This window comes from Pseudomonas sp. B23(2017), from assembly GCF_002113725.1.
In the GTDB taxonomy this organism is placed as follows: Bacteria; Pseudomonadota; Gammaproteobacteria; order Pseudomonadales; family Pseudomonadaceae; genus Aquipseudomonas; species Aquipseudomonas putida_Z.
This window is the reverse complement of sequence record NZ_NEJM01000004.1, coordinates 363674-388056: the sequence shown is the minus strand read 5'-3', so window position 1 is coordinate 388056 and position 24383 is coordinate 363674. Positions and strand designations below refer to the sequence as shown.

Sequence of the window (24383 nt, the reverse complement as noted above, 5' to 3'; positions counted from 1 at the left end):
GGGCCTGTATCAGCTCACCAGTCCGGGCTCGAAGGGGATGCTCTGCACCACCTCCAGCTCATACCCCGCCAGCCCCGCGTATTTCAGCGGCGGGCCCAGGTGGCGCAGCTTGCCCACGCCCAGGTCCTGCAGGATCTGCGCGCCTGTACCCACCTCCGAGTACACCTTCGATTGCCCACGCTGGTAAGGCCGCACCGGCTGGGTCAGCTGCGGCACGCGCTCCAGCAGCGCCTGCGAGGACTCATGGTTGGCCAGGATCACCACCACGCCGGCGCCTTCCTCGGCCACTTTCTGCAGCGCCGCCCACAGCGTCCAGTTGGCAGGGCCGGCGTATTCGGCGCCGACCAGGTCGCGCAGCGGGTCGATCACGTGCACCCGCACCAGGGTCGGCTGCTCGCGGCGGATATCGCCCATGACCATGGCCATGTGTACGCCACCTTCGATGCGGTCTTCGTAGGTGACCAGGCGGAAGGTGCCGTGCACGGTCGGCAGTTCGCGTTCGCCGATGCGCTTGATGGTCTGCTCGGTGCTCAGGCGGTAGTGGATGAGGTCGGCGATGGTGCCGATCTTGATGCCATGCCGGGCAGCGAACACCTCCAGGTCCGGGCGACGGGCCATGGTGCCGTCGTCGTTGAGCACTTCGACGATCACCGACGCCGGGGTGAACCCGGCCAGGCGCGCGAGGTCGCAGCCGGCTTCGGTGTGGCCGGCGCGGGTCAACACGCCGCCTTCGCGGGCGCGCAGGGGGAAGATGTGGCCGGGTTGCACCAGGTCTTCGGGGCGGGCGTCGGGGGCCATGGCCGCCGCCACGGTACGCGCCCGGTCGGCAGCGGAAATACCGGTGGTAACGCCCGTGGCCGCCTCGATCGACACGGTGAAGGCAGTGCTGAACACGCTGCCGTTGGCCGGCACCATCTGCTCCAGGCCCAGGCGTTGGCAGTGATCGTCGGTCAGGGTCAGGCAGATCAACCCGCGCGCTTCACGGGCCATGAAGTTGATGGCCTGGGCGTCGCAACGCTCGGCGGCGATCAGCAGGTCGCCTTCGTTTTCCCGGTCCTCGTCATCCACCAGCAGGACCATCTTGCCTTGCCGGTAGTCCTCGAGAAGTTCTTCGATGGTGTTGAAAGCCATGTTGCACGCTCACTGTGGCGGGGTGATTATTATGGTATACCATCATACACAAATATCGCCGTAACAGGAGAGCAACGCATGAAGGCCTATTGGATCGCCCATGTGGACGTGACCGACCCCGAGCAATACCAGCAGTACACCCAGCGCGCCCCGGCTGCCTTCAAGGCATTCGGCGGCCGCTTCCTCGCCCGTGGCGGGCGTAGCGAGGCGATGGAAGGGCGGCCTACCCCTCAGCGTAGCGTGGTGATCGAGTTCGATTCGTACGAGCAGGCGCTGGCGTGTTACCGGTCCGAGCTGTACCAGGAGGCTTGCAGCCATCGCCAGGGGGTGGCGAAGGCTGAGGTGATCATCGTCGAAGGGTTCGAGCCCTGAGTGATGGCTGATGGCCCTATCGCCGGCAAGCCAGCTCCCACAGGTACTGCACAGGTTTCAGATACTGTGCAGCAACTGTGGGAGCTGGCTTGCCGGCGATAGGGCCATTACTGTCGAAGCAGAAACTCAAGGCATGCCAGGCAATTCATGCGGCCGCAGGTCGAACACCAGCACCTCGGCATCCACCCCGTTGCTCAGCTCCAGCACCTGTTCCTGCCTCACCCGCACCCCGTCCCCTTCATTCAGCACTTCCCCATTGAGCTCGATGCTGCCCAGCGCCACATGCACATAGGCATGGCGGTTTTCCGGCAAGGTCAGGGTGGCACGCTCGTGACCGTCGAACAGGCCGGCATACACCCGCGCATTCTGCCGTACCTGCAACGACCCCTCGGCGCCATCCGGCGAGATGATCAGGCGCAGCTTGCCGCGCTTTTCCTCGGTACTGAAATGCTGTTGCTGGTAGCGCGGTGTTGCCCCTTGCACGTTCGGCACGATCCAGATCTGCAGGAAGTGCACCGGCTGCACCTGGCTGTGGTTGAACTCGCTGTGGGCCACGCCGTGGCCAGCGCTCATCAGCTGCACATCGCCCGGGCGGATCACCGAGCCGGTGCCCAGCGTGTCCTTGTGCTCCAGCGCGCCTTCCAGCACGTAGGAGAAAATCTCCATGTCGCGGTGCGGGTGTTGACCAAAGCCCTTGCCGGGTATGACGCGATCGTCGTTGATCACCAGCAGGTCCGAGAAACCTTGCTCGTCGGGATTGCGGTAGTGGCCGAAGGAGAAGGTGTGGAACGATTTCAGCCAGCCATGAAAGGCCAGGCCGCGGTCTTTGGCGTTACGGACGGTGAGCATGGTGATTCTCCTTGAATGCCGGGGCCGGGAGGGCTGCCGTGCTGTCTATGGAGATAACTTTACTGTCACCTATTTCTTTAAAAAATAGTGTCTGAAAGGAATGACTGTCTTGTAATTCGTGACAGTTGCCTCAGGTTTTTGTAGGGCAATTCTGAGTTTTCCGCCGCTCGGTCTCTTTCTGTTTTGCCGGTGATAGCGTCGGGATTTCCATACAGGGAGTTGCTCATGACACGCATATCGATACATGGCAAAGGACAGGCACTCGATGGAGACCTCACCACCACCGGGGCGGTCTGCATGGCCAGCAGTACCAATTATCGGGGGAACGACCAGCGTGCTCTGCGCCTGGGGGACACCACGACAGAGTGCCCGGAATGCAAGAAGCCCGGTGTAATCGTTGAAGGGCTGCCTTTCTTCAACATTGAAGGAAAACCAGCTGTGGTAGACGGGGCGCTGGTCAAGTGTGGCTGTCCAGAGGGCAATAACCGGGTCATTGCAAGGTCTGCGGTTCACTCTGCGGGTGGCCGTGCAACTCAGACAGCGCCATCGTCGCCTACCACCCGGAGTTCGCCTTCCTCACCGGAGCAGACCCCAGCCCAGGCTTTTAGCGCTTTTGAACGCGACTCAATGGCAATATTGGAGCCGGGTTTCCATATCGTGCAGCGCAGCATGTCATTCGAGGAGGTGCTGCAAAGCCTGGACGCAACAAATAGCCTGCTGCCTGTCTCGCTGCTGCAACGCCTGAATCCGACCTTTCCCGAAGGGTTCAAGGCGGGCGAGATTTTTGTCCTCGGCAGCCCGAGTAGTGGCTATGCCTGCAGCTTTGAGGAGAACCAGCTGATCATGGTGGCAGAGAGGGCGCGGGAGTCGCTATCGATTCTCTCCCATGAAGAAGCCAACTTCATGATGGAACACATCGGCGAGATTGCTGGAGTGCTCAATGGGGCGAGCCAGTCGATGGGCGTGGGCAAGGACATGCTCGAACGAGGGTTGGGGCAGGTCAAGGATACGTTGAGGGGAATCGAGGCTCTGCATCAACGAGAGTTCGCGGTATATGGCCATTTGAACAGTCCGAGTTTCTTTGCTGCGCGTAGGGAGCTTTATCAGCAACTCGGGGCGCAACTGCGGGTCGGTTTTTTGAACAAGGCATTAAATCTGGGCAGTCATGACACCTTGCGCCGAGACCTCGGCATCTCCACGAAAAGCGTTGTACATCACTGGAAGAAGGCAGGTGCGCCGGGGCAGATACCTGGGTATGCAACGCATCTGGACGAAGTGGCGAAGACTTCACAGTATCTCAAGTATGGCGGCTGGATCGGGATCGGGCTTGGCGGTGGCTCCTCTTATCTGAAGGTTCATGAAGCTTGCCGCGCAGGTGAGACCGAAGCATGCAAGAAAATCCGATTCACAGAGACCGGGAGCTTCTCGGGTGGGTTAGCCGGGGGAATGGCAGGCGCAAAACTGGCGGCTGATGCATCCCAACTGGTTTGTGCATTTGGCATATACGGCAAAGTGGCTTGCGGAGTTTTGTTGGTTGGCAGTGCTTCATTTGCTTTGAGCAAAATGGGCGAAGGTCTTGGAGAGACGACAGGTGAGTTACTGTTCGAGAAACTCTATGACTGAGTTCACAGCGTGGCCTATCAACTTGCGGCTTGCATTTCTATTGGCGCCCTTTGTCATCGGGGCTGTCGGACTTGGAGTTCACTACCGTTTAACGATGGGGAGGCGCTTTGAGGAGCTTTGCTCGGCGTTTCAGAACAGCCCGGGCCTGAAAGAAGATCTGAAATATTGGACCACGATATCGATCCGAACGAGGGCAATGATTGTTTCAGGCGTTATGCTGGGAGCAGTTTTCCCTGTGCTGGTTGTTCGTAGAGGGCTGTTGAATGCTGAAGACTGTCGGAACTGTCCTATCCCTCTCAAGCGGCGCCTGCAAATCTCCTTTTGGTGTAATGCTGTTGCATGCACATGGGTAATTGCAGCCTGGACCATCATTGAACTCGGCAAATAATAGCCATAAAGAGACCCGTCGGTCTCTTATTTGAAGTAATGAACTGCTTCGAGTTGTAAGGCCACACGACAAAGCCTGCTCACGCAGGCTTTGTCTTCACCGATGCTACGTTCAAACCGGGAGATAGCAAACGTGATCACGTCTGCAAATAAACCGAATCGGCATATCTGGCGCTGGGTAGTAATGATAATGCTTACGCCTATTATCTTTTGGTATGTTGCCACACCCCGGGTAAGTTTTCATTTTTCTGACAAAGGGCAGGGGCGTCTCGGCTACATCTTGAATGTCCAGCACGATATATCAAAAGGAGAGATCTACCCGGGTGAAGCCACAGGAGGCGCAGGGCATATCTTCCCGAACGACCAGTTTTTCATGGAGTTGTATTGGAACAACCGTGGGAAATCGCACTGCATCCGGGCCAAACCCAGATGGCCAAGTATTGATATCTACATCGGGGCGGACGGTGCCATAGATAGCCGCACCGATGGCAGATTCATTGAAGCCTGCGGGCCATTTCCGCCATAGAAGCAAAAGACCCGCCTAGGCGGGTCTTCTGGTCATCGATTTACTGCAGGTGCACTTTAAGTTCGGTGCCCGCCTGGCGCATCGCCGCCTTTACAGCCGGCACCTGGCTCAGCGGGTTGAGCAAGCCGTAGTCATGGATCATGCCGTTGTACCGCATCGAGGTAACGGTCACCCCGGCAGCATTCAGCTTGCGGGCATAAGCCTCACCTTCGTCACGCAGCACATCGAACTCGGCTGTCTGCACCAGCGCAGGTGGCAAGCCTTTCAGCTGTTCACTGCTGGCCCGCAGCGGCGAAGCGTAGATCTGCGCCCGTGCCTTGGCGTCGGTGGTGTAGTTGTCCCAGAACCACTTCATCATCCCGGTGGTGAGGAAGTGCCCCTCGGCAAACTGCTTGTACGACGCAGTCTCGAAGCTGGCATCGGTCACCGGCCACAGCAGCAGCTGGAAGCGCAGGGCTGGGGTGCCGGCCTCTTTGGCTTTCAAGGCAACTACTGCCGCCATGTTGCCGCCGACGCTGTTGCCGGCCACGGCCAGGCGCTTGCCGTCCACGCCAATTTCCTTGCCATGCTCGGCCACCCATTGGGTGGCAGCGTAGGCCTGGTTGATCGCCGTCGGGTAATGCGCTTCCGGCGACGGGGTGTAGTCCACATAGACCGCCACTGCGCCAGAGCCAACCACCAGGTCGCGGATCAGCCGCTGGTGGGTCGGGAAATCGCCGAGCACCCAGCCGCCACCGTGGAAGAACATGAACACCGGCAGGTCACCCTTCACGTTGGCCGGGCGCACCACTTGCAGTTTGATCGACTCGCCGTTGGCCTGGATGGTGCGTTCCTTTACCTCGATACCCGAGAGATCGACCTTGACCGAGGCCTGGGCACCGGTCAGCACCGCGCGGGCGTCTTTCGGGCTGAGCTGCTCCAGTGGCTTGCCGCCGCCTTGTTCGAGGGCTTCGAGGAAGGCCTGGGTGTGCTGTTCGACACCCGGGCTGCCAGCAGCGAAGGCGTTGGAAACGGACAGGGCCAGAAGGGAAGCGGTAAGGGTTTTGTGGACAATGTTCATGAGCGAATCCTTTTCTGTTGAATGTTGGTAGTGGGCGTCTTGCCTGGCCTTCAGGGCCATCGCTGCGACTTGTGCGTAGATTAGGGAGATGCGCTGATGGGAAAAAGCCGCTATAAAGCGTTTGACTGTCACCAAGAGCGAGACAATGAACCCTTACGAAGACATGCGCATCTTTGCCCAGGTCATGGAAGCCGGCAGTTTCACCGCTGCGGCCGACCGCCTGGGGATGTCCAAGCAATCGGTCAGCCGGCGCCTGATGCAGCTGGAGGAGCGCCTGGGCGTGCGCCTGCTCAATCGCTCCACCCGGCGCCTGGACGCCACGCCGCTGGGCCAGCACTACTACCAGTCGGCGCTGCGCCTGCTCGGCGAAGTGCAGCAGGTGGAGCACGACATCAGCGGCCAGGCCCAGGCCTTGCGTGGCACCTTGCGCCTGAGTGCGCCGCTGTCGTTCGCCATGGCGCACCTGGGCTGCCTGCTGACCGAGTTCCTGCAGTTGCACCCGCAGGTGGATGTGGAAGTGGACTTGAGCGACCGCGCCGTTGACCTGATCGGCGAGGGCTATGACCTGGCGCTACGGATTGGTGCGCTGGAGGACTCCAGCCTGATTGCGCGGCGCATTGCCAGTGTCGAGCGGGTGTATTGCGCGAGCCCGGCGTACCTGGAAGCGCGGGGCGTGCCGGCCAGGCCGGAGCAGTTGGCTGGGCATGATTGTCTGCCATATGGGCATTCGCGGCAGGTGCAGTGGCAGTTCAGCCAGGGCGGCAAGGCACAGGCGATCCAGGTGGCCGGGCGGATGCGGGCGAACAATGGCGAGCTGCTCAGGGATGCGGCGATTGCCGGGATGGGGGTGACTTATCTGCCAACCTTCATCGTGGGCCAGGCACTGGCGGATGGGCGGCTGGTGACGGTGCTGGATGAGTGGCGACCGCCGGCGCTGCAGCTGTCGGCGGTGTACCCGCAGCACCGACAGGTGGCGCGGCCGGTGCAGGGTTTTGTGAACTTCCTGCGCGATCGGTTGGTGCAGCTCTGACCTTCGGTACCGAGTGAGCTTCTTCGCGGGCACGCCCGCTCCCACAGGTACTCCACAGCCCCCAAGCCTTGTGATGACCCTGTGGGAGCGGGCATGCCCGCGAACACCGGCGCAGCCGGTGCCAGCCACCGCGCTGGCTTCTTCGCGGGTGAACCCGCTCCCACAGGTACCCCGCAGCACCCAAGCCTTGTGATGAGCCTGTGGGAGCGTGCCCGCGAACACCGGCGCAGCCGGTGCCAGTCACCGCGTTGGCTTCTTCGCGGGTGAACCCGCTCCCACAGGTACCCCGCAGCCCCCAGCCCAGTGATGACCCTGTGGGAGCGGGCGTGCCCGCGAACACCGGCGCAGCCGGTGCCAGCCACCGCGTTGGCTTCTTCGCGGGTGAACCCGCTCCCACAGGTACCCCGCAGCCCCCAGCCCAGTGATGGCCCTGTGGGAGCGGGCGTGCCCGCGAACACCGGCGCAGCCGGTGCCAGCCACCGCGCTGGCTTCTTCGCGGGTGAACCCGCTCCCACAGGTATGCCGCAGCACCCAAGCCTTGTGATGCCCCTGTGGGAGCGGGTTTACCCGCGAAGAGGCCGGTGCAGGTCAATGCATCAGTTCATCCACCCCGACCCACCCACCATCGAACTCATCCATGGCATCCAGCACCGCTTCACGGAAATACGCCAGCGACGCCCGATCAAACAGCAACTGCAACGCCGGCCTCTCATCGCTCCCCACATTCAGCACGATCACGTTGATCCGCGCCGCCGAGGTCTGCGCCACCGCCCCAACGGGAAACGCCTGGGCGCGCAAGTCCACCCCGCACAACTTGGCCATCACCGCGCTGCAATACTCCCCCGACAGCTGCAGCCAGGCATGGCTGTCCTGGCGCGGCAGCAGGTAGTTGCGCCGGGTATCCTGCACCCACCCGGCCTCTTCGGCAGCCACCCGTGCACCGCCGTCCGCCAGGCTGCCCAACAGCAGGTACTCGGTCTGCGACAAGCGCGCTACCCAGCCACCGTCTTGCTGGCGCACGGCCTGGTTGGGTAGCGATGGCAAGCGGTAGCCACGCGCCTGCAGGCAAGCGGCACTGTCGCCCCCACGAAACCCGACCCGTGCCAGATCGGTCAGGTCAGTCAACGCGCAGTTGTGCAACAGCTCGGCCCGCGGGCTGCGTGGAATAAAAGCTTCGGCTTGCAAACTGGTCATGGCTCAGAGCTCCTGGCGCAGGTTGTCGGGATCGTGGAACGGCAGGGGCACCACCTTGGCATTGACCATCACGCCGCCCTCAACGCGGATCGGGATGTGCATGCCAGGCGTGGCCTGATGGGCACCGGCGTATGCCAGGCCGATGATCTGCCCCAGGGTTTGCGAGTATTCGCAGGATGTGACGTTGCCGCTGATGTCCGCCCCGTCCAGCACCAGATGCCCCTCCAGCGGCTGCGGGCTGCCCTTGGGCAGGGTGAAGCCGACCAGTTTGCGCTTGAGCGGCTGCGCTTCGAGGATCTCGATCGAGCGCTTGCCGACGAAGAATGCCTTCTTGCGGCCGATGGCCCACTGCATGTCGATCTCCGCCGGGTGGGTCATGCCGTCGGTGTCCTGGCTGATGATCACGTGGCCTTTTTCCAGGCGCAGCAGCCGCTGGGTCTCGACGCCGAACGGGCGAATGCCCAACCCCGCGCCGGCCTGCATCAAGGCATCCCACAGGCGCTCGGCGTGGCGCGCCGGCACGTGCACTTCGTAGCCCAGTTCACCCACAAAGCCCACCCGCAGGATGCGCGCGGCAATACCGGCCACTGTGCCCTGGCGTACGCCGAGGTAAGGGAAGGCCTCGGCCGACAGGTCCACATCGTCACATACCTTGGCCAGCACCTGGCGTGCCAGCGGCCCGGCCAGGTTGACCGCGGCCAGGGCGGCGGTGACGTTGGTGACGTCCACATCCAGGCGCCATTGCGCGTTCCACTTCAGCATCTGCTGGTAGATGCGGTCGACGCCGCTGGTGGTGGCGGTGACGTAGAAGTGCTGCTCGCCCAGCCGGGCGCACACGCCGTCATCGATCACCACGCCGTGCTCGTTGGTCATCAGCGCGTAGCGGGTGCGGCCGATGGCCAGCTTGGCGAAGCCGAAGGTGTAAAGGCGCTCCAGCAGTTCGGCGGCGTCGGGGCCGCGCACATCCAGGCCACCGAGGGTGGAAACGTCGATCAGGCCGACCTTCTCGCGCACATGGCGGGCTTCCTCCTGCATGCAGCGTTCGCGTTCCTCGGGCTTGCCATAATAGGCCGGGCGCTGCCAGAGGCCGGCCGGCATCATCTTCGCCCCGGCTTCCAGGTGGCGGCGATGCATTGGTGTTTGCCGGTACGGGTCGAAGGCGCGGCCGGCGATGTGGGCCAGTTTTTCCGCCTGGAACGGTGGGCGGGCGGTAGTCACCCCGGTTTCGCTGATGCTGCGCCCGGTGGCATGGGCCACCAGGCGGGCGGTCGGCAGCGCCGAGTGGCGGCCCTGGGACGGGCCCATGCCGACCGTGGAGAAACGCTTGACCAGCTGCACGTCGCGGTAGCCGCTGCGGGTGGCGTTGACGATGTCGCGCACTTGCAGGTCTTCGTCGAAGTCGACGAAATCCTTGCCCTTGGGGTGGGGGAAGATCGGCCAGGGGAAGTTGACCTTGGCTTCGGCACTGAACACGGGCTGCACCGGCGCTTCCAGGCCCAGCGCTGCCAGCGCATCGGCAGCCCCGCGAGTGGCGTCGGCCAGCACATTGCCCAGTGCGTGACGGCCGTTCACCGAGCCGGCGATATCCAGCCCGGCCGGCAGGTTGCTGATGGCGAATTCGTCGCGGTTCACATCGTAGGCCAGCTTGCCGCCAGCCTGGCACAGCAACTGGTACACCGGCATGTAGCCTGCCGACATGCACAGCAGGTCGCAGGCCAGGCGCAGGCCATGCGGGCCGACCTTGCCCTGGCCGGTGATCGGGCGAATATCCACGCCACTCACGTGGCGCATGCCCGCTTCGTGCAGGGCTTCGTACACGGTGCTGCCCAGGTGCACGGGTATATCGCGGCGCTTCAGTTCGGCGGCCACTGCGGCATCGGCTGGCGCGGCGCGCATGTCGACCACCGCGGCCACGGCCACGCCTTGCTCCTGCAGGTCGAGGGCGGCGAGGTAGCCGTCATCGTGGCCGGTGAGGATTACCGCACGCTGGCCCGGCTTGACCGCGTACAGCTTCATCAGCCGCTGCGCGGCGCTGGTCAGCATGACCCCCGGCAGGTCGTTGTTGCGGAACACCACTGGCTGGTCGAACGCACCGGCCGCCACCAGGCAGCGGCTGGCGCGCACCTTGTACAGGCGTTTGTGCTGGATCACCGGCAGGTAGTTGTCGGTGAACCAGCCGTTGCAGGTGGCTTCCAGCAGCACCTGGATGTTCGGGTGGCCATCGACGGCAGCCAGCAGTTCCTGGCGCAGGCCGGTGGCGCGGGTGCCGGCAATGTCGAACCGGGCGTAGGTGAGCGAGCCGCCAAGCACCGGCTGTTGTTCGATCAGCAACACCTTGGCCCCGGCATTGGCCGCGTCCAGTGCGGCACGCAGGCCCGCCGGGCCAGCGCCGATGACGGCCAGATCGACGAACAGATAGGCCTTGTCGTAGTACTGCGGCTTGAACCCGAGGTCGAGCACGCCGAGGCCAGCCTTCTTGCGGATCAGCGGCTCCCACACCTTCCACATGCCCTTGGGCTTGTAGAACGAGCGGTAATAGAAGCCCACCGGCATGAAGCGCGAAAACTTGCCCAGGTAGGCATCGCGGTCGTGCGCCAGGCCACCGTTGAAGTTCTGCCCTTCGACCACCTGGCCATCGCGGGCGGCTTCCAGGTCGGCCAGCACATTGGGCTCGTCCGACAGCTGCACCAGGGTGTTGGCATCCTGCCCGGCCATGCTCAGCGGGCCGCGCGGGCGGTGGTACTTGAACGAGCGCGACAGCAACCAGCGGCCGCTGCCGAGCAAGGCGCTGGCGATGCTGTCACCGGCAAAGCCCTGGCAGGCCTGGCCGTCGAACTGGAAGTGCAGGGGCCGCTCGCGGTCGATCAGCAGGCCCATGGGCGCGGGGAGGCGAGTGTGGCTGTTCATCCGGCAATCTCCGGGGTGGCGGCGGGGGTGAAGTCGACACGGCGGTCGAACAGTTCTTTCGGGTCGAAGGTGCGCAGCACCTGGTCGCTCACGGTGTGGCGTTCGGCGAGGAACCAGTAGCTGGAGGCGTTGTGCAGCCACCACTCGGTCACCACCCCGGCCAGGTTGTCGCTGTTGAACACATAGTCGGCCCATTCGGCGTCGCTGCAGCTGGCCGGGTCGGGCATGTGCCTGAATTCGCCGCCGTAGGTGAACTCGCTGATATTGCGCGGGCCGTTCAAGGGGCAGGTCAGGATCTTCATCGTCGTCGCTCCTTAGTGGCTGGCCGCGGTGGCGCCCATTTCGTTGACTTGCTGGAAGCGGCTGAAGCGCTCCAGGGCAAAGGGTGCGATCAGTTCCGGCACCTTGCCGCCACTGGCGACCAGCTCGGCCATGGTCTTGCCGCAGATCGGCGTGGCCTTGAAACCCCAGGTGCCCCAGCCGGCGTCCAGGTAATAGTTGTGCACCGGCGACAGGCCCATGATCGGGCTGTAGTCCGGTGTCATGTCGGTGATCCCGGCCCATTGGCGCATCAGCTTGGCGTTGGCCATGAACGGGAACATCTCGATGGCGTGGGCCAGCAGGCTTTCCTTGAGGTCGAGGGTGGAGCGGGTGTTGTACAGCGGGTAGGGGTCGGAGCCGCCGCCAAAGACGATCTCGCCACGGCTGGTCTGCTGCACGTAGCAGTGCAGCGCCGACGAGCTGACCAGCGGATCGAGGAACGGCTTGAACGGCTGGGTGACCATGGCCTGGAGCGGGTAGGTATGGATCGGCGCACGGATGCCGGCCTTGGCCATCAGCAGCGAACTGGCCCCGGCCACGGCCTGCACCACGCAACCGCACTGCACGGTGCCACGGTTGGTCTTCACCGCCTCGATGCGCCCGTTGCGGATCAGCAGGTCCTGCACTTCGGTCAGCTGGTGGATCTCGACGCCGCGCTTGGCCGCCTGCTTGGCGTAGCCCCAGGCCACTGCGTCGTGGCGCGCGGTGGCGCCGTCGATGTGCCACAGGCCGGCCAGCACCGGCAGGTGCCCCGGGTCCAGGTTCAGGCTGGGCACCAGTTCGCGGATCTGCTGGCGGTCGATCATTTCCGTGCGGCCACCGAAGTGCTTGTTGACCTCGGCGCGCTGGCGGAAGGCGCGCACGGTGGCGTCGGTATGCGCCAGGGTGAGCTGGCCGCGCTCGGAATACATGATGTTGAAGTCGAACTCGTTCGACAGGTTCTGGAACATGCGCACCGATTCTGCGTAGAAGCGCACACCCTCACTGGTGAGGTAGTTGGAGCGGATCACCGCAGTGTTGCGTGCAGTGTTGCCGCCACCGAGATAGGCCTTTTCCAGCACGGCGACATTGGTGATGCCGTGGTACTTGGCCAGGTAGTAGGCGATGGCCACGCCGTGGCCGCCGCCGCCGATGATCACCACGTCATAGCGTGGCTTGAGTTCGCAGGGTGGTGGCAGGTCGACCTCCACCGGGTAGTCGGCGCTCAGGCCGTATTTCAGCAGGGCGAAAGGCATGGGGTGCGCTCCTGGTGGGCGGCCTGTTGTTGCAGGTCGAGGGCGAGCAGGGTGTTTTTCATCAGGTAGGCGATGGTCATCGGGCCGACCCCGCCGGGCACCGGGGTGATGCCGGCCACCTGGGGCAGTGCGGCGGCGAAGTCGACATCGCCGACCAGGCGGCTGTGGCCGCCTTCGTCGATGCGGTTGATACCGACATCGATCACCACCGCGCCGGGCTTGAGCCAGTCGGCACCGATCAGCCGCGGCTTGCCCACTGCGGCCACCAGGATGTCGGCCTGGCGGCACAACGCCGGCAGGTCGCGGCTGCGCGAGTGCACCACGGTCACCGTGCAGTCGGCCTGCACCAGCAGGGCGGCCATGGGCTTGCCGACGATGTTCGAGCGGCCGACCACTACCGCATGCTTGCCGCGCAGCTCGCCACAGGCATCGCGCAGCAGGCGCATGCAGCCGCTGGGCGTGCACGGGGTGAGCACATCGCGGCCCTGGGCCAGGCCGCCGACGTTCTCGCTGTGGAAACCGTCCACATCCTTCAGTGGGCTGATCGCCTGGAGAATGCGGTGTTCGTCGATATGGGCCGGCAACGGCAATTGCACGAGGATGCCGTTGACCTCGGGGGCGCGGTTGAGGCGGTCGATCAAGGCCAGCAGCTCGGCCTGGCTGGTGTTGGCGGGCAGGCGATGCTCCAGCGAGCGGATGCCCACCTCTTCAGCGCGCAGCACCTTGTTGCGCACGTAAACCTGGCTGGCAGCGTCGGCGCCGACCAGCACCACCGCCAGGCCCGGCTGCACACCGCCCTGGCGCAGTTCCTGCACCTGCTCGCGTACCTCGGCCAGCACCCGCGCCGCGGTGGCCTTGCCGTCGATCAGCTTGATACCGGGAATGGCGTTCATTTGAAGATCACCGTGCGGTCGTGGTTCAGGAACACCCGGTGCTCAAGGTGGTATTTCACGGCGCGGGACAGGGCGATGGTCTCGGTGTCGCGGCCGATGGCCACCAGGTCGTCCGGTGCGTAGGCATGGTCCACGCGCTGCACTTCCTGCTCGATGATCGGGCCTTCGTCGAGGTCGCTGGTGACGTAGTGGGCGGTGGCGCCGATCAGCTTCACCCCGCGCTGGTAGGCCTGGTGGTAGGGCTTGGCGCCTTTGAAACCGGGCAGGAACGAATGGTGGATGTTGATCGCCCGGCCCGACAGCTGGCGGCACAGGTCGTCGGAGAGGATCTGCATGTAGCGCGCCAGCACCACCAGTTCGGTGCCGGTGTCCTCGACGATGCGCAGCAGCGCGGCTTCCTGTTCGGCCTTGGTGTCCTTGCTGACCGGCAGGTAGACGAAACGGATGCCTTGGCGCTCGGCCATCGGGCGCAGGTCCAGGTGATTGGAGACCACGGCGGTGATCTGCATGTCCAGCTCGCCCTTGGCATGGCGGTACAGCAGGTCGGACAGACAGTGGTCGAACTTGCTCACCATCAGCAGCACGCGCATCGGTCGGGCACTGCTGTGCAGGCTCCACTGCATGTCGAAGCGCTGGGCGACATCGGCAAAGCCGGCTTCCAGCTGCGGTGTGTCACCCGTGACACCGGTGTTGTAGCGGAACACCGCGCGCATGAAGAAGCGCCCGTTGTCCTCGTCGTCGAACTGCGCCATCTCGCTGATGTAGCAACCGTGCTCGGCCAGGTAGGTGGTCACCGCGGCGACGATGCCGGACACGGCCGGGCAGCTGACGCGCAGGATGAAGTGATCGGGAGCGGGGTGCATGTCGGATAGGCCTCGTGATGGAGTGGGGCAGGTCGGGCACAAGGGCAAAAGAGGCTTCGCGAGAGGCGAAGTGATGTTTCTTGGTAGGAATATAAATTTCCTTTTGGCGATTTATAGGCGAAGTGAGGGGTGGCGGTCTAGAGATTTGTGAAATTTTTTATCCTGACAGGAAAGTTTTTTAACGCCATCGTGGCTCCTGTGGGAGCCGGCTTGCCGGCAATAGGGCCCGCACAGGCGGCACAAAAACTGGCTATGCTTGCCCCATGACCAGTTCTCCATCCCTGCGCCAACCCTGCCCACCTGGCGCCTGCATTTGTGGCCGCGAACACCTGGCCGACCACCCGCAGACAGCCCAGCGCATCCTCCTGCTGACCCGCCAGGAAGAAAAGCGCCTGCTCGACCGCCTGGAAAACCTCAAGGACCTGGAAGACCTGCAACGCCTGCAGCAACGGATGTACGAAAACCTGGGCATCCGCGTGCACATCGCCCCTGGTTTCAACGAAGTGCGGACCATGCGTGGCATCGTCATCGAACTGGACGACCAGCCCGGGCTGTGCCGCAAGACCCGGCAGTCGATCCCGGCGGCGATCCGCCGTGGGCTGGAGCGCAACCCGCAGGTGGCCTTCCGCTTGCTCGATACCCACGACCTGTTGCGGGATACCTGAAGACCTGCGCGGCGCGGTCCTTGTAGGAGCGGCCTTGTGTCGCGATCGGGCGCGCAGCGGCCGCAAAGCCTGCAACCCCGGTCTTCCTGGCAGGTCTGGGTCGCCTGGATTACGGCCGCTGCGCGCCCGATCGCGACACAAGGCCGCTCCTACAAGGACCGCGTCAGCCCCACTAATTTTTTCGCCGCACGCTACGTCTACTTGAAAGCCCCCCTGCGCCAGGCGCGCAGCGGCATTCATCACTCAAGGAGACAGGCAATGACTTCCGTTTTCGACCGCGACGATATCCAGTTCCAGGTAGTGGTCAACCACGAAGAGCAATACTCGATCTGGCCCGACTACAAAGCCATCCCCAACGGCTGGCGTGCCGTAGGCAAGAGCGGCCTGAAGAAGGACTGCCTGGCCTACATCGATGAGGTCTGGACCGACATGCGCCCGCTGAGCCTGCGCCAGAAAATGGCCGAAGCCGCCGCCCAGTGACTGCATTGAACCTGCTGTGCCTGCCGTATTCCGGGGCCAGCGCCATGGTCTACAGCCGCTGGCGGCGCAAGCTGCCGACGTGGCTGCAGGTACGCCCGGTGGAACTGCCCGGGCGTGGTGCGCGCATGACCGAGCCACTGCACACCGACATGCAGGCCCTGGCCCGGCAATTGGCCGCCGAACAGCGCCTGGCGGCCAGCACCCCCTACGCGCTACTCGGCCATAGCCTGGGCGCCTTGCTGGCATTTGAACTTGCCCATGAGTTGCAGGCGCTGGGCTGCCCGGCGCCACTGGCCCTGTTCGCCTGCGGTACCGCAGCGCCGACCCGCCGCGAGGACTACGACGGCAAGAACTGGCGCGAGCCGAAAAGCGACGCCGAGTTGATCGGCGAGTTGCGCGAGCTTCAGGGCACGTCCGAGGAAGTGCTGGCCAACGCCGAGCTGATGAGCCTGACCTTGCCCACCCTGCGCGCGGACTTCCTGCTGTGTGGTACCTACGCCTACCGCCAGCGGCCGGCCTTGCAGTGCCCGCTGCACGTGTTGGGCGGCATGCAGGACCGCGCCAGTGACGAGCAGTTGCAGGCCTGGCGCAAGGAAACCCACGGGGCGTTCTCGCTGCAGATGTTCCCTGGCGGCCACTTCTTCATCCATGAGCATGAGGACCGGGTGCTCGCTGCGCTGACCGCGTCGCTGGAACCGCTTCGGCTGTCCGCCTGATTGACGTCACCGCTTGCCTGGGGGAGGCTAGGCCTTTTCCCAGGCAAGAGGCAGACAATGCTGATCGATCCCCACAAGGCCACGCTGCTGGTCGTCGACATCCAGGAAAAACTCATCGGCGCCATGAGCGACCCTGAAGGCACCCGCGCGCGGGCCCGCTGGTTGCTGGCGGCGACGAACGAGCTGGAACTGCCGACGGTGATTTCCGAGCAGTACCCCAAGGGCCTGGGCCATACCCTGGCCGAACTGCTGGCCGCAGCGCCGGCCGCCGAGGTGGTGGAGAAAAGCCATTTTTCCTGCGTGGCCGCCGAGTGCCTGCCAGCGAGTTTGATGGCGCGCGAGCAAGTGATTGTCTGTGGCATGGAAACCCACGTGTGTGTGCTGCAGACCGTGCTCGGCCTGCTGGCGCTGGGCAAGCAGGTGTTCGTGGTCGAGGATGCCTGCGACAGCCGTACCCCGGCGAGCAAGGCCGCAGGGCTGGCGCGCATGCGGGCTGCGGGGGCGCAGGTGGTGACCCGCGAAATGGTTTTGTTCGAGCTTATGGGCAGTGCCGGCCACCCGCTGTTCCGGCACATCAGCAAGACCTACCTGGTCGGTGAACAGCCCTGAACGGCCGGTTACTGGCTGCCGGGTTGATGGCCCTGGCGCTGCTGCAAGGCTGCGCCGGGCGCCGTGAGGAAGCACCCGAGGCGGACCCGGCCAAGGTCCGCGCCCAACTGCTGCGGCTGTTGCCCGCCCAGGCCAAGGACCGTGAGGGCTGGGCCCGGGACATTCAGGTGGCGTTCGAGGCCCAGCGTATTGCCCCCAGCAAGAGCAACCTGTGTGCGGTGCTGGCGGTGACCGAACAGGAATCGACCTTCAATGCCGACCCGCAGGTGCCCAACCTGGGGCGTATCGCCCGGGAGGAAATCGACCGCCGCGCCGCACGCCTGCACATCCCCAAGCTGCTGGTCGATGGTGCACTGAAGACGCCGTCGGGTAATGGCAAGAGCTACCAGCAACGTTTGCAGGCCGTGCGCAGCGAGAAGCAGTTGAGCGAACTGTATGACGAAGTCATCGCTCGCGTGCCGCTGGGCAAGACCTTGCTGGGCGGGCTGAACCCGGTGCATACCGGTGGGCCGATGCAGGTCAGCATCGACTTTGCCGAAAAGCATGCGCGGGATTACCCCTACAGCCACGACGGAAGCATTCGCCAGGAAGTGTTCACCCGGCGCGGCGGCATGTATTTCGGTATCGCCCACTTGCTGGGCTATTCGGCCAACTACGATCGCCAGCTGTACCGCTTTGCCGATTTCAACGCGGGCTGGTACGCCAGCCGCAATGCGGCATTTCAGGCGGCACTGAGCAAGGCGACGGGGGTGACGCTGGCGCTGGACGGCGACCTGGTGGCGCCGGGCTCGATCATGCCCGGAACCACGGAAAAGGCGGCGCGCAAACTGGGAGGGAAGCTGGGCCTGCGCAACCCGCAGATCCGCAGCCAGCTGGAGGAGGGCGATAGCTTGGCCTTCGAGGACAGCAAGCTGTACAGCGGGGTGTTTGCCCTGGCAGATGCCGCGGCCGGCAAGCCGGTGCCACGGGCGGTGCTGCCGGGGATTCAGCTGAAAAGCCCGAAGATCACCCGCAAGCTGACCACGGCGTGGTTTGCCGGGCGGGTGGATGAGCGTTATCAGCGGTGCATGAAGCGTTAATGGTGGCCTGGCTGTCGAGCGCGGTCTGTAGGAGCGGCCTTGTGTCGCGATGGGCTGCGCAGCAGCCCCAAGATTGTGCATCACCGCTGAACCCTTGGGGCTGCTGCGCAGCCCATCGCGACACAAGGCCGCTCCTACACAGGGACCGTGCAGGCCTGTGGGACTGCGAGGAGAACATCAGCTTTCGCCCAGGGCGGCAACTACCTGATCCACACTGGCCTTCAGCCCCGCAAACGCATCCTCAGGGTCACTTTCCACCACCACCAGCTTCGCCCCGGACGCCTTGATCACCTCGGCTACAGCCGCCTCCGGCTGCCGATGGTCCAGCACCAGCGCCACATCCTGCGCCTTCAGGTTGTCCCCCAGTGCCTTCAGTGCGACGGCATCCCACTCGGCCGGCAGCGGCTGCTCGACCACGTCCAGGTTCAACCCGCTGGCCAGATAACCCAGCCGCTCCGACAGGCTCAGCACCGTCAGGTTGTCTACCTTGGCCAAGCGTGTCTGGCTGCTGGCCGAAAGCTCCAGCAACTGGCGTTTGAGCCCGGCCAGGTTGCCCTGGATCTTCGCCTTGTCGCCCGGCGCCAACCGCTCCAGGTCATTGGCTACCACGTCCGCCATGCGCCCGAAGTTGGTCGGGTTGAGCCAGGGGTAGGCGCCATAGGCCTCGTCGCCGCTCACCGCAATACCCGGCAGCGCGCCATCCACCGGCCGTGCGGCGTCGATCTCGACGATCCGGATATTGCTGCGCCGGGCCATCGGGTACAGCGGGTCGTCACGCCAGATCGAGCGCACGCCGATCACCGCGTCGGCCTGCTGCGCGGCCTTGTGCAGGCTGGCGCCACCGCGCCCGCTGAAATAGGAAGGTTGGCGGCTGGCAGGCAGGTTGGCGGGGGCTGCACGCGTGAGCTGCACCGTGGTGCCGTCGAGCAGGGCACTGGCCAGGCTGTGGGTGACGGGCAGGGTGGTCAGTACTTGCGTGGCGAAAGACAGCGACGGCAGGCCGGCCAGGGCCAGCGCCAGGGTCAGGCGTTTCAGGTTCATGCCGGGTTTCCTTGCAGGCGGGGGACGAGGGCGCGGGCCAGCGCCGCCAGGGCGAAGCAGATGCCGGCGACCAGAATGATCGCGGCGCCGGACGGCACCGGCAGGTCGAAAACGATCGGCAGCAGGATGCCGAGCAACGTGCTCAGCGTGGCGATCAGAACGGACAGGAAGAAAAAGCCCTTCAGCGACTGGCTGACCAGGCGTGCGGCGGCAGCGGGAATCACCAGCAGCGCCCCGACCAGGATCGCCCCGATCACCTTCACCGAGGCCACGGTGACCAGGGTCACCAGCACCACGAACAGGTAGTCCAGGGTTTTCACCGCCACCCCGCGCACGGCCGCCAGCTGTGGGTTGAAACTGGCCAGCATGATGCGGTTGTACAGCGGCACGGCCAATGCCAGCACCAGCACCGCGACGATGCCCAGCACCACCAGGTCCTGGCCGCTGACGGTCAGCACCGATCCGAACAGCACGTTCTCGAGGATGTGCACATTGATCTTGCCCGCCAGCATCAGCAGCAGGCTGGCGCCCAGCGCCAGCGACACCGACAGGAATACGCCGATCAGTGTGTCCGGCGACAGCCCGGTGCGGTTGCGCAGGAAGTTGAGCAAGATGCCGAACAGCAGGCAGTAGCCGAACAGGCTGCCGTAGGGGCCGGTGTAGGGCTCGCCCAGCAGGATGCCGATGGCCACGCCGGTCAGCGCGGCATGGCCGACCGCCTCGGAGAAGAAGGCAAAACGCTTGACCACCACCAGGGTGCCCAGGCCGCCCAGCACCGGGCCGATCATCAAACCGGCCAGCAGAGCGTTGACCACGAAGCCGTAGGCCAGCGCCTCGGGCAGGTAGCCGGCAGTGGCCCAGTCCTGGACCGTTTGCCGAAAGATTTCGAAACTCATCAGGCAAGGCTCTCGCTACGCGGGTGAACGTAGAACAGGCCGAGCAGGCGCTCTGGGGTAAGGGCCTGGGCGGGCGGGGCGTCGAACAGTACCTGGCGGCTCAGGCCGGTAACCCGGTCGGCCAGGCGCAGCACGGCTTCCAGGTCGTGTTCGATCCACAGCACGGTGGTGCCGGCCTGGCGCCAGCCCTGCAGCAGTTGTTCGAACACCTGGATGCCGGCTTCATCCAGGGCCGACATCGGCTCGTCCAGCACCAGCAGTTGCGGCTCGGGGATCAGGCCCTGGGCCAGCAGCACGCGTTGGCGTTCGCCACCGGAAAGCGCGCCCATGCGCCGTTTGCGCTTGTCGAGCATGCCGACCCGCGCCAAGGCTGCGTCGATGGCCGGCTGCACACGGCGCGACAGGCCGAGGAAGGCGGGGCGGCGCTGGCACATGGCAGCCATGAAATCGTCCACGGTCATCGGCAGGCCACGGTCGAACTCCAGCGCCTGCGGCACATAGCCGATCACTTCGCGTTCGCCGGGCCAGTGCAGGGTCAGCTGGCCCTGGTGCGGCATCTGCCCGAGCAGGGTCTTGATCAGCGAACTCTTGCCGCCGCCGTTGGGGCCGACGATGGCATGCACGCTGCCGGCGGCGACGTTGAAACTGACCTGTTCGAGGATGCGGGTGCGGCCCAGGGTCAGGTCGATGCCGGCAAACTCGATGCGCGGCCCGCAGGCTGTCACCAGGTTGGCGGCGACGGTCATGCGCGGTTCTCCTGGATGGCGCGGACCACGGTGTCGAGGTTGCGCTTCATCTCCACTTCGTACTTGTCCTTGGTGTATTCGCCGTAGGAAATGTGCGTCAGCGGGTACAGGCGCACGCCGGATTCACGCTGGATGGTTTCGACATAGGCCGACGGGAAGTCCATTTCCGAGAAGATCACCCGCACGTCCAGCGCCTTGAGCTGGTCGATGGTCTTTTTCAGCTGGGCCGGGCTGGGTTCGATGCCATGGGCTGGCTCGACCACCGCAGTCACCTCCAGGCCGAAGTCGCGCACCAGGTAGTCGTAGGCGGCATGGATGGTGGCGACCCGGAAGGTGGCGCTGGGCGCCTCGGTGACCTTGGCCAGTGCGTCGGCACGCAGTGTGCGCAAGCGCTTGGCATAGGCGCGGGCGTTTTGCGTGTACAGCTTGGCGTTGTCCGGGTCGAGCTTGCCCAGTTCGCGGGCGATGTTGTTGACCTGGGCGATGGTGGTGCTGATCGACAGGAAGGTGTGCGGGTTGACCACCTTGCCGGCGCCACGGGCGGCAATGCCGGTGGCCGCCAGCAAGGGTACGTTCTGGTTGGCCTCGATGGTGTTGATGCCGGGCTTTTCGCTGGCGGCGATCATGCGGTCGGCGAAATCGTCATGGCCAACGCCGTTGAGCACCACCACGTCCAGGGTGCCGATGCGCTTTATGTCCTCGGCCCGTGGCTCGTAGGCATGGGGGTTGAACCCCGCCGGAATCAGCGGTACCACTTCGGCCTTGTCGCCGACGATGTTGCTCACATAGCTGTAGTAGGGGTGCAGGGTAATGCCGATACGCAGGGGCTTGCCGTTATCGGCCAGGGCCTGTGCCGGCAGGGCAAGGGCCAGGAGCAGGGCGAGGGCGGAGCGGAGCATGGGGGAGTCCTTGGGTTCAGTGACGGTGTTCGCGGGTGACCCCGGCGTCGTAATGGCTGACCACCTGCTGCCAGCCGGCGGCGATCAGGGCGGCCTGGCCAAGGTCGTCAGGGGGCACGGCGGCGCTGTCGCGGCGCAGCCAGACATCGGCCTGGCCGGTGCTGTCGGCCGGCAGGATCAGCAGCAGGCTGCCGGCCACTTCCGGGGCCTGACTGCGGCCGAAGTAGGCCCCGGGTTCCAGCCACGACCATTGGTGGTTGCCGCGGCCCTGGCTGCCGGCATCGACCACGAACGGCGGCAGGCCTTCCTCGGCCAGGGCCTGCACGCTGGGCGCGGCGGCGTTTTCTTCACGCAGCAGCTGGATTTCGTCGAAGGCCACCCGCAGGTCGGTGTACAGGCCTTGCTCGGCGGCGGTGAGGTCGCGACGGGCGTCGATCTGGTGGCTGGCGATGGCCTGTTCATCCTCGCGTTCGCCGCGCAGCAGCACCACGCCGGTGGCGAGTACCACGATCAGCAGGCTGACCAGCAGCACGTACAGGGTTTCGTGCCCGGCACCGGCCGGGCGAATCACTTGGGCGCGGCTCATGGCTGGGCGATATCGGCGTGGTCGACTTCCACCACGTGCCCGGGGCCGGCATCGAACAGCACGTAGAATTCGCCGTCCGGGCGCTTGAAGGTCAGGGTCGAATCATCACCGAGCTTGCCGCCGACCAGCACCTGTTCGTCGTAGGCGATCACGTCCAGGGTTACCCCGGGGGCACCGCTGCCATCCGAGAAGCCGCCGGTGCACTTGACCTGGCCGCCAGGCAGTTCTTCGCACTCGCACATCGGGTTGTGCGCCAGGGCCGGGCCGGCGGCCAGCACCAGCAAGGGCAGGGCGAGGGTGCGCATCAGGTGTTTCATTTATTGCCTCCTTGTTTCTCGAGCCAGGCCACGGTGGCTGGCGATGCCTTGGCCAGGGGGACCGACGCCTGGTGCATGCTGCCGTCCCAGCCTTCCAGGGTGATCCAGATCTGCGCGTCGGGCTTGGTGCGTGGCGGGATCGGCAACGAGGTGCCCATGTTGTACGGCGCACCGAAGAAAATCGTGCCAGCGGCGCGCAGGCTGCGCGGTTTGCCGATGCGCAGGTAGGCCGCCTTGACGCCGTTGACGCAGGCCTTGCACAGCGATGCATTGAAGACCTTGAAGTGGCCGGCAGGGCCGTCGGCGCGGGGGGCCTCGTCACGCATCTCGGCCAGGTCCAGGGTATAGGGGCCGACCTGGATGTCGTTGATCACATTGGCGCCGAGCCCCGCTTCGCCGCGGAACAGCTTGGCGTCGGCGAAGTACTTGGGCATGAAGCCCAGCGGGATGAGTATCAGCAGGATGTTCAGGTGAAAACGCCACTTCAGCCACAGTTGCTTCAGCGGGCTGACGGGCACGGCTTGGGCCTGGCTCATGGGCGGATCTCCGCGGTGGGTTCATGGCGCGCCATGCGCGGTGCGCGCTCGCTGCGCTTGAGGGCGGCGGCGGTGGCCTGGGCGGTGCGTTTGGTCCAGATCAGCAAGCCGCTGAACACCATCAGGGTGAGGACCAGGCCGAAGAAGAACCACACCAGCTTGATCGGCAGGCCGCCGAAATCGCCGGTGTGCAGCGGGCGCATCGACTCGGTGACGAACTCCAGGGCGGAGCGGTCGCTGATCAGGAACTGGCTGTCGACATTACGCGTGTACGGGTTTACCGAGGCGCTCTGGAACATCAGCGGGTACCAGCCTGGCCCTGCCAGGGTGATGTGGCTGTAGGCGGTGGCCGGCAGCGAGATGAAGCTGATGTCCAGCCCCGGGACCGCCAGGCCGGCGATGCGTGCCGCTTCATCCAGGTCGATGCGCGTTGCCGGGCTGCCATTCGGGGTTTGCGGCACGTCCTCACGGGCGATCACCGGCACGATGGGCCGGCTGGAAATGGTGATGTGGTTGTCGGCCAGGATCGCCTGGATCAGGAACCAGGTGCCGGTGATGGAAATGACCGCAATGAACCAGATCGACCAGACCCCGGCCAGGCGGTGCAGGTCGCCCCAGAAAATCCGCGAGCCATGGCCGGTGCGCACCGGCTTGAAGAAGCCCTTCCAGAACTTCTTGTACACCACCAGGCCGGTGACCAGCGAAGCCAGCATGGGCAGACCGAGCAGCGACACCAGGTACCAGCCCCAGCTGAAGCCGTTGGTGAACGGCACCAGCCACCAGCCGTGCAGGGCGCGGGTGAAGGCTTCGAAGTTGAAGTCCGGGGTCTTGCCCTGGATGGCCCCGGTGTAGGGGTTTACATACAGCGTCGGGCTGGTGCCGTCAGGCAGGGTGACATTGGCTTTGACCGCAAAGTGCGAACCGTCGGGCTGGATCAACCGCTCCACCACCATGTCCGGCTCGGCCTTGTGCAGGGCGTCCAGTACCTGCTGGAAGCTCAGGCGTTCGGCGTCGGCGTCGGGCTTGTTGGCGCGCACGGCCGGGTCGGCCAGCCAGACGATTTCCTGGCTGACCACCGCGAGCATGCCGGTGAAGCAGACGATCAGGACAAAGAACCAGATCGGCAAGGCGAGCCAGCTGTGGACCAGGAACCACAGCCTGGATTTGGATTTTTTCGGTGATTTGGCCATCTGACGGTCTTCTGCAATGGGGAGTCGAGCGTGTGCCCAGCCAAAGAGGGGCTGTATTGATAAGGACGAATGAGAATCGAAAACCTGCCGTTTTAAATGCAAGCAAATGTTTCAGGCAAAGAAACCTGAAAGCTGGCGCGACCCTGTAGGAGCGGCCTTGTGTCGCGAAAGGGCTGCGCAGCAGCCCCAGGGTTTCAGCGCAGACGCACAAATTGCCGGGGCTGCTTTGCAG

Annotated in this window: 26 protein-coding genes; 9 read left to right on the top strand and 17 right to left on the bottom strand. The window is 64.6% G+C overall.

What is annotated here, in order from left to right; translation table 11 throughout:
• Positions 1 to 9: 9 nt before the first annotated feature.
• Positions 10 to 1131 (bottom strand): bifunctional 3,4-dihydroxy-2-butanone-4-phosphate synthase/GTP cyclohydrolase II, encoded by a 1122-nt coding sequence (ribBA, locus tag CAG46_RS09715; RefSeq protein ID WP_075045596.1) that lies wholly within the window; start codon positions 1129 to 1131, stop codon positions 10 to 12.
• Positions 1132 to 1209: 78 nt separating this feature from the next.
• On the opposite strand from ribBA, the gene CAG46_RS09710 reads away from it, so the two are divergent.
• Positions 1210 to 1503 carry a DUF1330 domain-containing protein gene (locus tag CAG46_RS09710; RefSeq protein ID WP_025339641.1) on the top strand — a complete coding sequence of 98 codons (294 nt, stop codon included), beginning with the start codon at positions 1210 to 1212 and terminating at the stop codon, positions 1501 to 1503.
• Between the two features lie 126 nt (positions 1504 to 1629).
• On the opposite strand, the gene CAG46_RS09705 is transcribed toward CAG46_RS09710, so the two are convergent.
• Positions 1630 to 2352 (bottom strand): pirin family protein, encoded by a 723-nt coding sequence (locus CAG46_RS09705; RefSeq protein WP_085615148.1) that lies wholly within the window; start codon positions 2350 to 2352, stop codon positions 1630 to 1632.
• Positions 2353 to 2577: 225 nt separating this feature from the next.
• On the opposite strand from CAG46_RS09705, the gene CAG46_RS09700 reads away from it, so the two are divergent.
• Positions 2578 to 3975 (top strand): PAAR domain-containing protein, encoded by a 1398-nt coding sequence (locus CAG46_RS09700; protein ID WP_085615150.1) that lies wholly within the window; start codon positions 2578 to 2580, stop codon positions 3973 to 3975.
• A gap of 520 nt (positions 3976 to 4495) precedes the next feature.
• A complete protein-coding gene (locus CAG46_RS09695) occupies positions 4496 to 4888 on the top strand; it encodes a hypothetical protein (protein WP_256575067.1) in 393 nt (130 codons plus the stop codon).
• A gap of 40 nt (positions 4889 to 4928) precedes the next feature.
• Here the strand turns inward: CAG46_RS09695 and CAG46_RS09690 are convergent, their stop codons facing one another.
• A complete protein-coding gene (locus CAG46_RS09690; protein ID WP_085615152.1) occupies positions 4929 to 5948 on the bottom strand; it encodes an alpha/beta hydrolase in 1020 nt (339 codons plus the stop codon).
• Positions 5949 to 6093: 145 nt separating this feature from the next.
• Between CAG46_RS09690 and CAG46_RS09685 the strand changes: the two genes are divergently transcribed.
• Positions 6094 to 6978, top strand: a complete 885-nt coding sequence (locus tag CAG46_RS09685) for a LysR family transcriptional regulator (protein ID WP_085615154.1) — start codon at positions 6094 to 6096, stop codon at positions 6976 to 6978.
• A gap of 588 nt (positions 6979 to 7566) precedes the next feature.
• On the opposite strand, the gene CAG46_RS09670 is transcribed toward CAG46_RS09685, so the two are convergent.
• Genes CAG46_RS09670 through purU form a run of 6 tightly spaced genes read right to left on the bottom strand, consistent with a single transcriptional unit; the run spans position 7567 to position 14391 of the window.
• Entirely contained in the window at positions 7567 to 8172 is a 606-nt protein-coding gene (locus CAG46_RS09670) for a sarcosine oxidase (protein ID WP_085615156.1), read from the bottom strand.
• Between the two features lie 3 nt (positions 8173 to 8175).
• The gene (locus CAG46_RS09665) at positions 8176 to 11079 is read right to left on the bottom strand and encodes a 2Fe-2S iron-sulfur cluster-binding protein (RefSeq protein WP_085615159.1); all 2904 of its coding nucleotides are present in this window, start codon (positions 11077 to 11079) and stop codon (positions 8176 to 8178) included.
• Positions 11076 to 11381, bottom strand: a complete 306-nt coding sequence (locus tag CAG46_RS09660; RefSeq protein ID WP_075044863.1) for a sarcosine oxidase subunit delta — start codon at positions 11379 to 11381, stop codon at positions 11076 to 11078. Before CAG46_RS09660 ends, CAG46_RS09665 begins: the two co-directional genes overlap by 4 nt.
• 12 nt (positions 11382 to 11393) lie before the next feature.
• Positions 11394 to 12635: an FAD-dependent oxidoreductase gene (locus CAG46_RS09655; RefSeq protein WP_013973144.1), complete on the bottom strand. Its 1242-nt coding sequence runs from the start codon at positions 12633 to 12635 to the stop codon at positions 11394 to 11396.
• A complete protein-coding gene (folD, locus tag CAG46_RS09650) occupies positions 12617 to 13528 on the bottom strand; it encodes a bifunctional methylenetetrahydrofolate dehydrogenase/methenyltetrahydrofolate cyclohydrolase FolD (RefSeq protein WP_085615161.1) in 912 nt (303 codons plus the stop codon). Before folD ends, CAG46_RS09655 begins: the two co-directional genes overlap by 19 nt.
• Positions 13525 to 14391 (bottom strand): formyltetrahydrofolate deformylase, encoded by an 867-nt coding sequence (purU, locus tag CAG46_RS09645; protein WP_013973142.1) that lies wholly within the window; start codon positions 14389 to 14391, stop codon positions 13525 to 13527. The genes folD and purU overlap by 4 nt, the downstream gene beginning before the upstream one ends.
• A 263-nt stretch (positions 14392 to 14654) precedes the next feature.
• On the opposite strand from purU, the gene CAG46_RS09640 reads away from it, so the two are divergent.
• The 5 genes from CAG46_RS09640 to CAG46_RS09620 all read left to right on the top strand — a co-directional run bounded on the left by CAG46_RS09640 (position 14655) and on the right by CAG46_RS09620 (position 17940).
• Complete coding sequence (locus tag CAG46_RS09640) at positions 14655 to 15056, top strand: hypothetical protein (RefSeq protein ID WP_025338667.1); 402 nt, start codon at positions 14655 to 14657, stop codon at positions 15054 to 15056.
• A 258-nt stretch (positions 15057 to 15314) separates the two neighbouring features.
• Positions 15315 to 15536, top strand: a complete 222-nt coding sequence (locus tag CAG46_RS09635; protein ID WP_003256222.1) for an MbtH family protein — start codon at positions 15315 to 15317, stop codon at positions 15534 to 15536.
• Entirely contained in the window at positions 15533 to 16252 is a 720-nt protein-coding gene (locus CAG46_RS09630; protein WP_085615163.1) for a thioesterase II family protein, read from the top strand. The genes CAG46_RS09635 and CAG46_RS09630 overlap by 4 nt, the downstream gene beginning before the upstream one ends.
• Positions 16253 to 16309: 57 nt before the next feature.
• The gene (locus CAG46_RS09625) at positions 16310 to 16861 is read left to right on the top strand and encodes a hydrolase (protein WP_025338669.1); all 552 of its coding nucleotides are present in this window, start codon (positions 16310 to 16312) and stop codon (positions 16859 to 16861) included.
• A 26-nt stretch (positions 16862 to 16887) separates the two neighbouring features.
• Positions 16888 to 17940, top strand: a complete 1053-nt coding sequence (locus CAG46_RS09620) for a DUF1615 domain-containing protein (protein ID WP_085615165.1) — start codon at positions 16888 to 16890, stop codon at positions 17938 to 17940.
• Positions 17941 to 18117: 177 nt separating this feature from the next.
• Here CAG46_RS09620 and CAG46_RS09615 read toward each other — a convergent pair whose 3' ends face one another.
• From CAG46_RS09615 to CAG46_RS09580, 8 genes are read right to left on the bottom strand one after another with little or no spacing between them, the layout of a single operon-like run.
• Positions 18118 to 18981 (bottom strand): metal ABC transporter solute-binding protein, Zn/Mn family, encoded by an 864-nt coding sequence (locus tag CAG46_RS09615; RefSeq protein ID WP_085615167.1) that lies wholly within the window; start codon positions 18979 to 18981, stop codon positions 18118 to 18120.
• Entirely contained in the window at positions 18978 to 19877 is a 900-nt protein-coding gene (locus CAG46_RS09610) for a metal ABC transporter permease (RefSeq protein ID WP_013973136.1), read from the bottom strand. Before CAG46_RS09610 ends, CAG46_RS09615 begins: the two co-directional genes overlap by 4 nt.
• Positions 19877 to 20623, bottom strand: coding sequence for a metal ABC transporter ATP-binding protein (locus CAG46_RS09605; protein ID WP_085615169.1), 747 nt, complete (start codon positions 20621 to 20623; stop codon positions 19877 to 19879). Before CAG46_RS09605 ends, CAG46_RS09610 begins: the two co-directional genes overlap by 1 nt.
• Positions 20620 to 21522: a metal ABC transporter substrate-binding protein gene (locus CAG46_RS09600; RefSeq protein ID WP_025338673.1), complete on the bottom strand. Its 903-nt coding sequence runs from the start codon at positions 21520 to 21522 to the stop codon at positions 20620 to 20622. The genes CAG46_RS09605 and CAG46_RS09600 overlap by 4 nt, the downstream gene beginning before the upstream one ends.
• Before the next feature lie 16 nt (positions 21523 to 21538).
• Complete coding sequence (locus CAG46_RS09595; RefSeq protein ID WP_085615171.1) at positions 21539 to 22108, bottom strand: DUF6162 family protein; 570 nt, start codon at positions 22106 to 22108, stop codon at positions 21539 to 21541.
• Positions 22105 to 22425, bottom strand: a complete 321-nt coding sequence (locus tag CAG46_RS09590) for a hypothetical protein (protein WP_025338675.1) — start codon at positions 22423 to 22425, stop codon at positions 22105 to 22107. The genes CAG46_RS09595 and CAG46_RS09590 overlap by 4 nt, the downstream gene beginning before the upstream one ends.
• Positions 22422 to 22961, bottom strand: coding sequence for a hypothetical protein (locus tag CAG46_RS09585; RefSeq protein WP_025338676.1), 540 nt, complete (start codon positions 22959 to 22961; stop codon positions 22422 to 22424). The genes CAG46_RS09590 and CAG46_RS09585 overlap by 4 nt, the downstream gene beginning before the upstream one ends.
• On the bottom strand, positions 22958 to 24151 hold the full coding sequence (locus tag CAG46_RS09580) for a PepSY domain-containing protein (RefSeq protein ID WP_085615173.1): 1194 nt from the start codon (positions 24149 to 24151) through the stop codon (positions 22958 to 22960). The genes CAG46_RS09585 and CAG46_RS09580 overlap by 4 nt, the downstream gene beginning before the upstream one ends.
• Positions 24152 to 24383 lie beyond the last annotated feature (232 nt).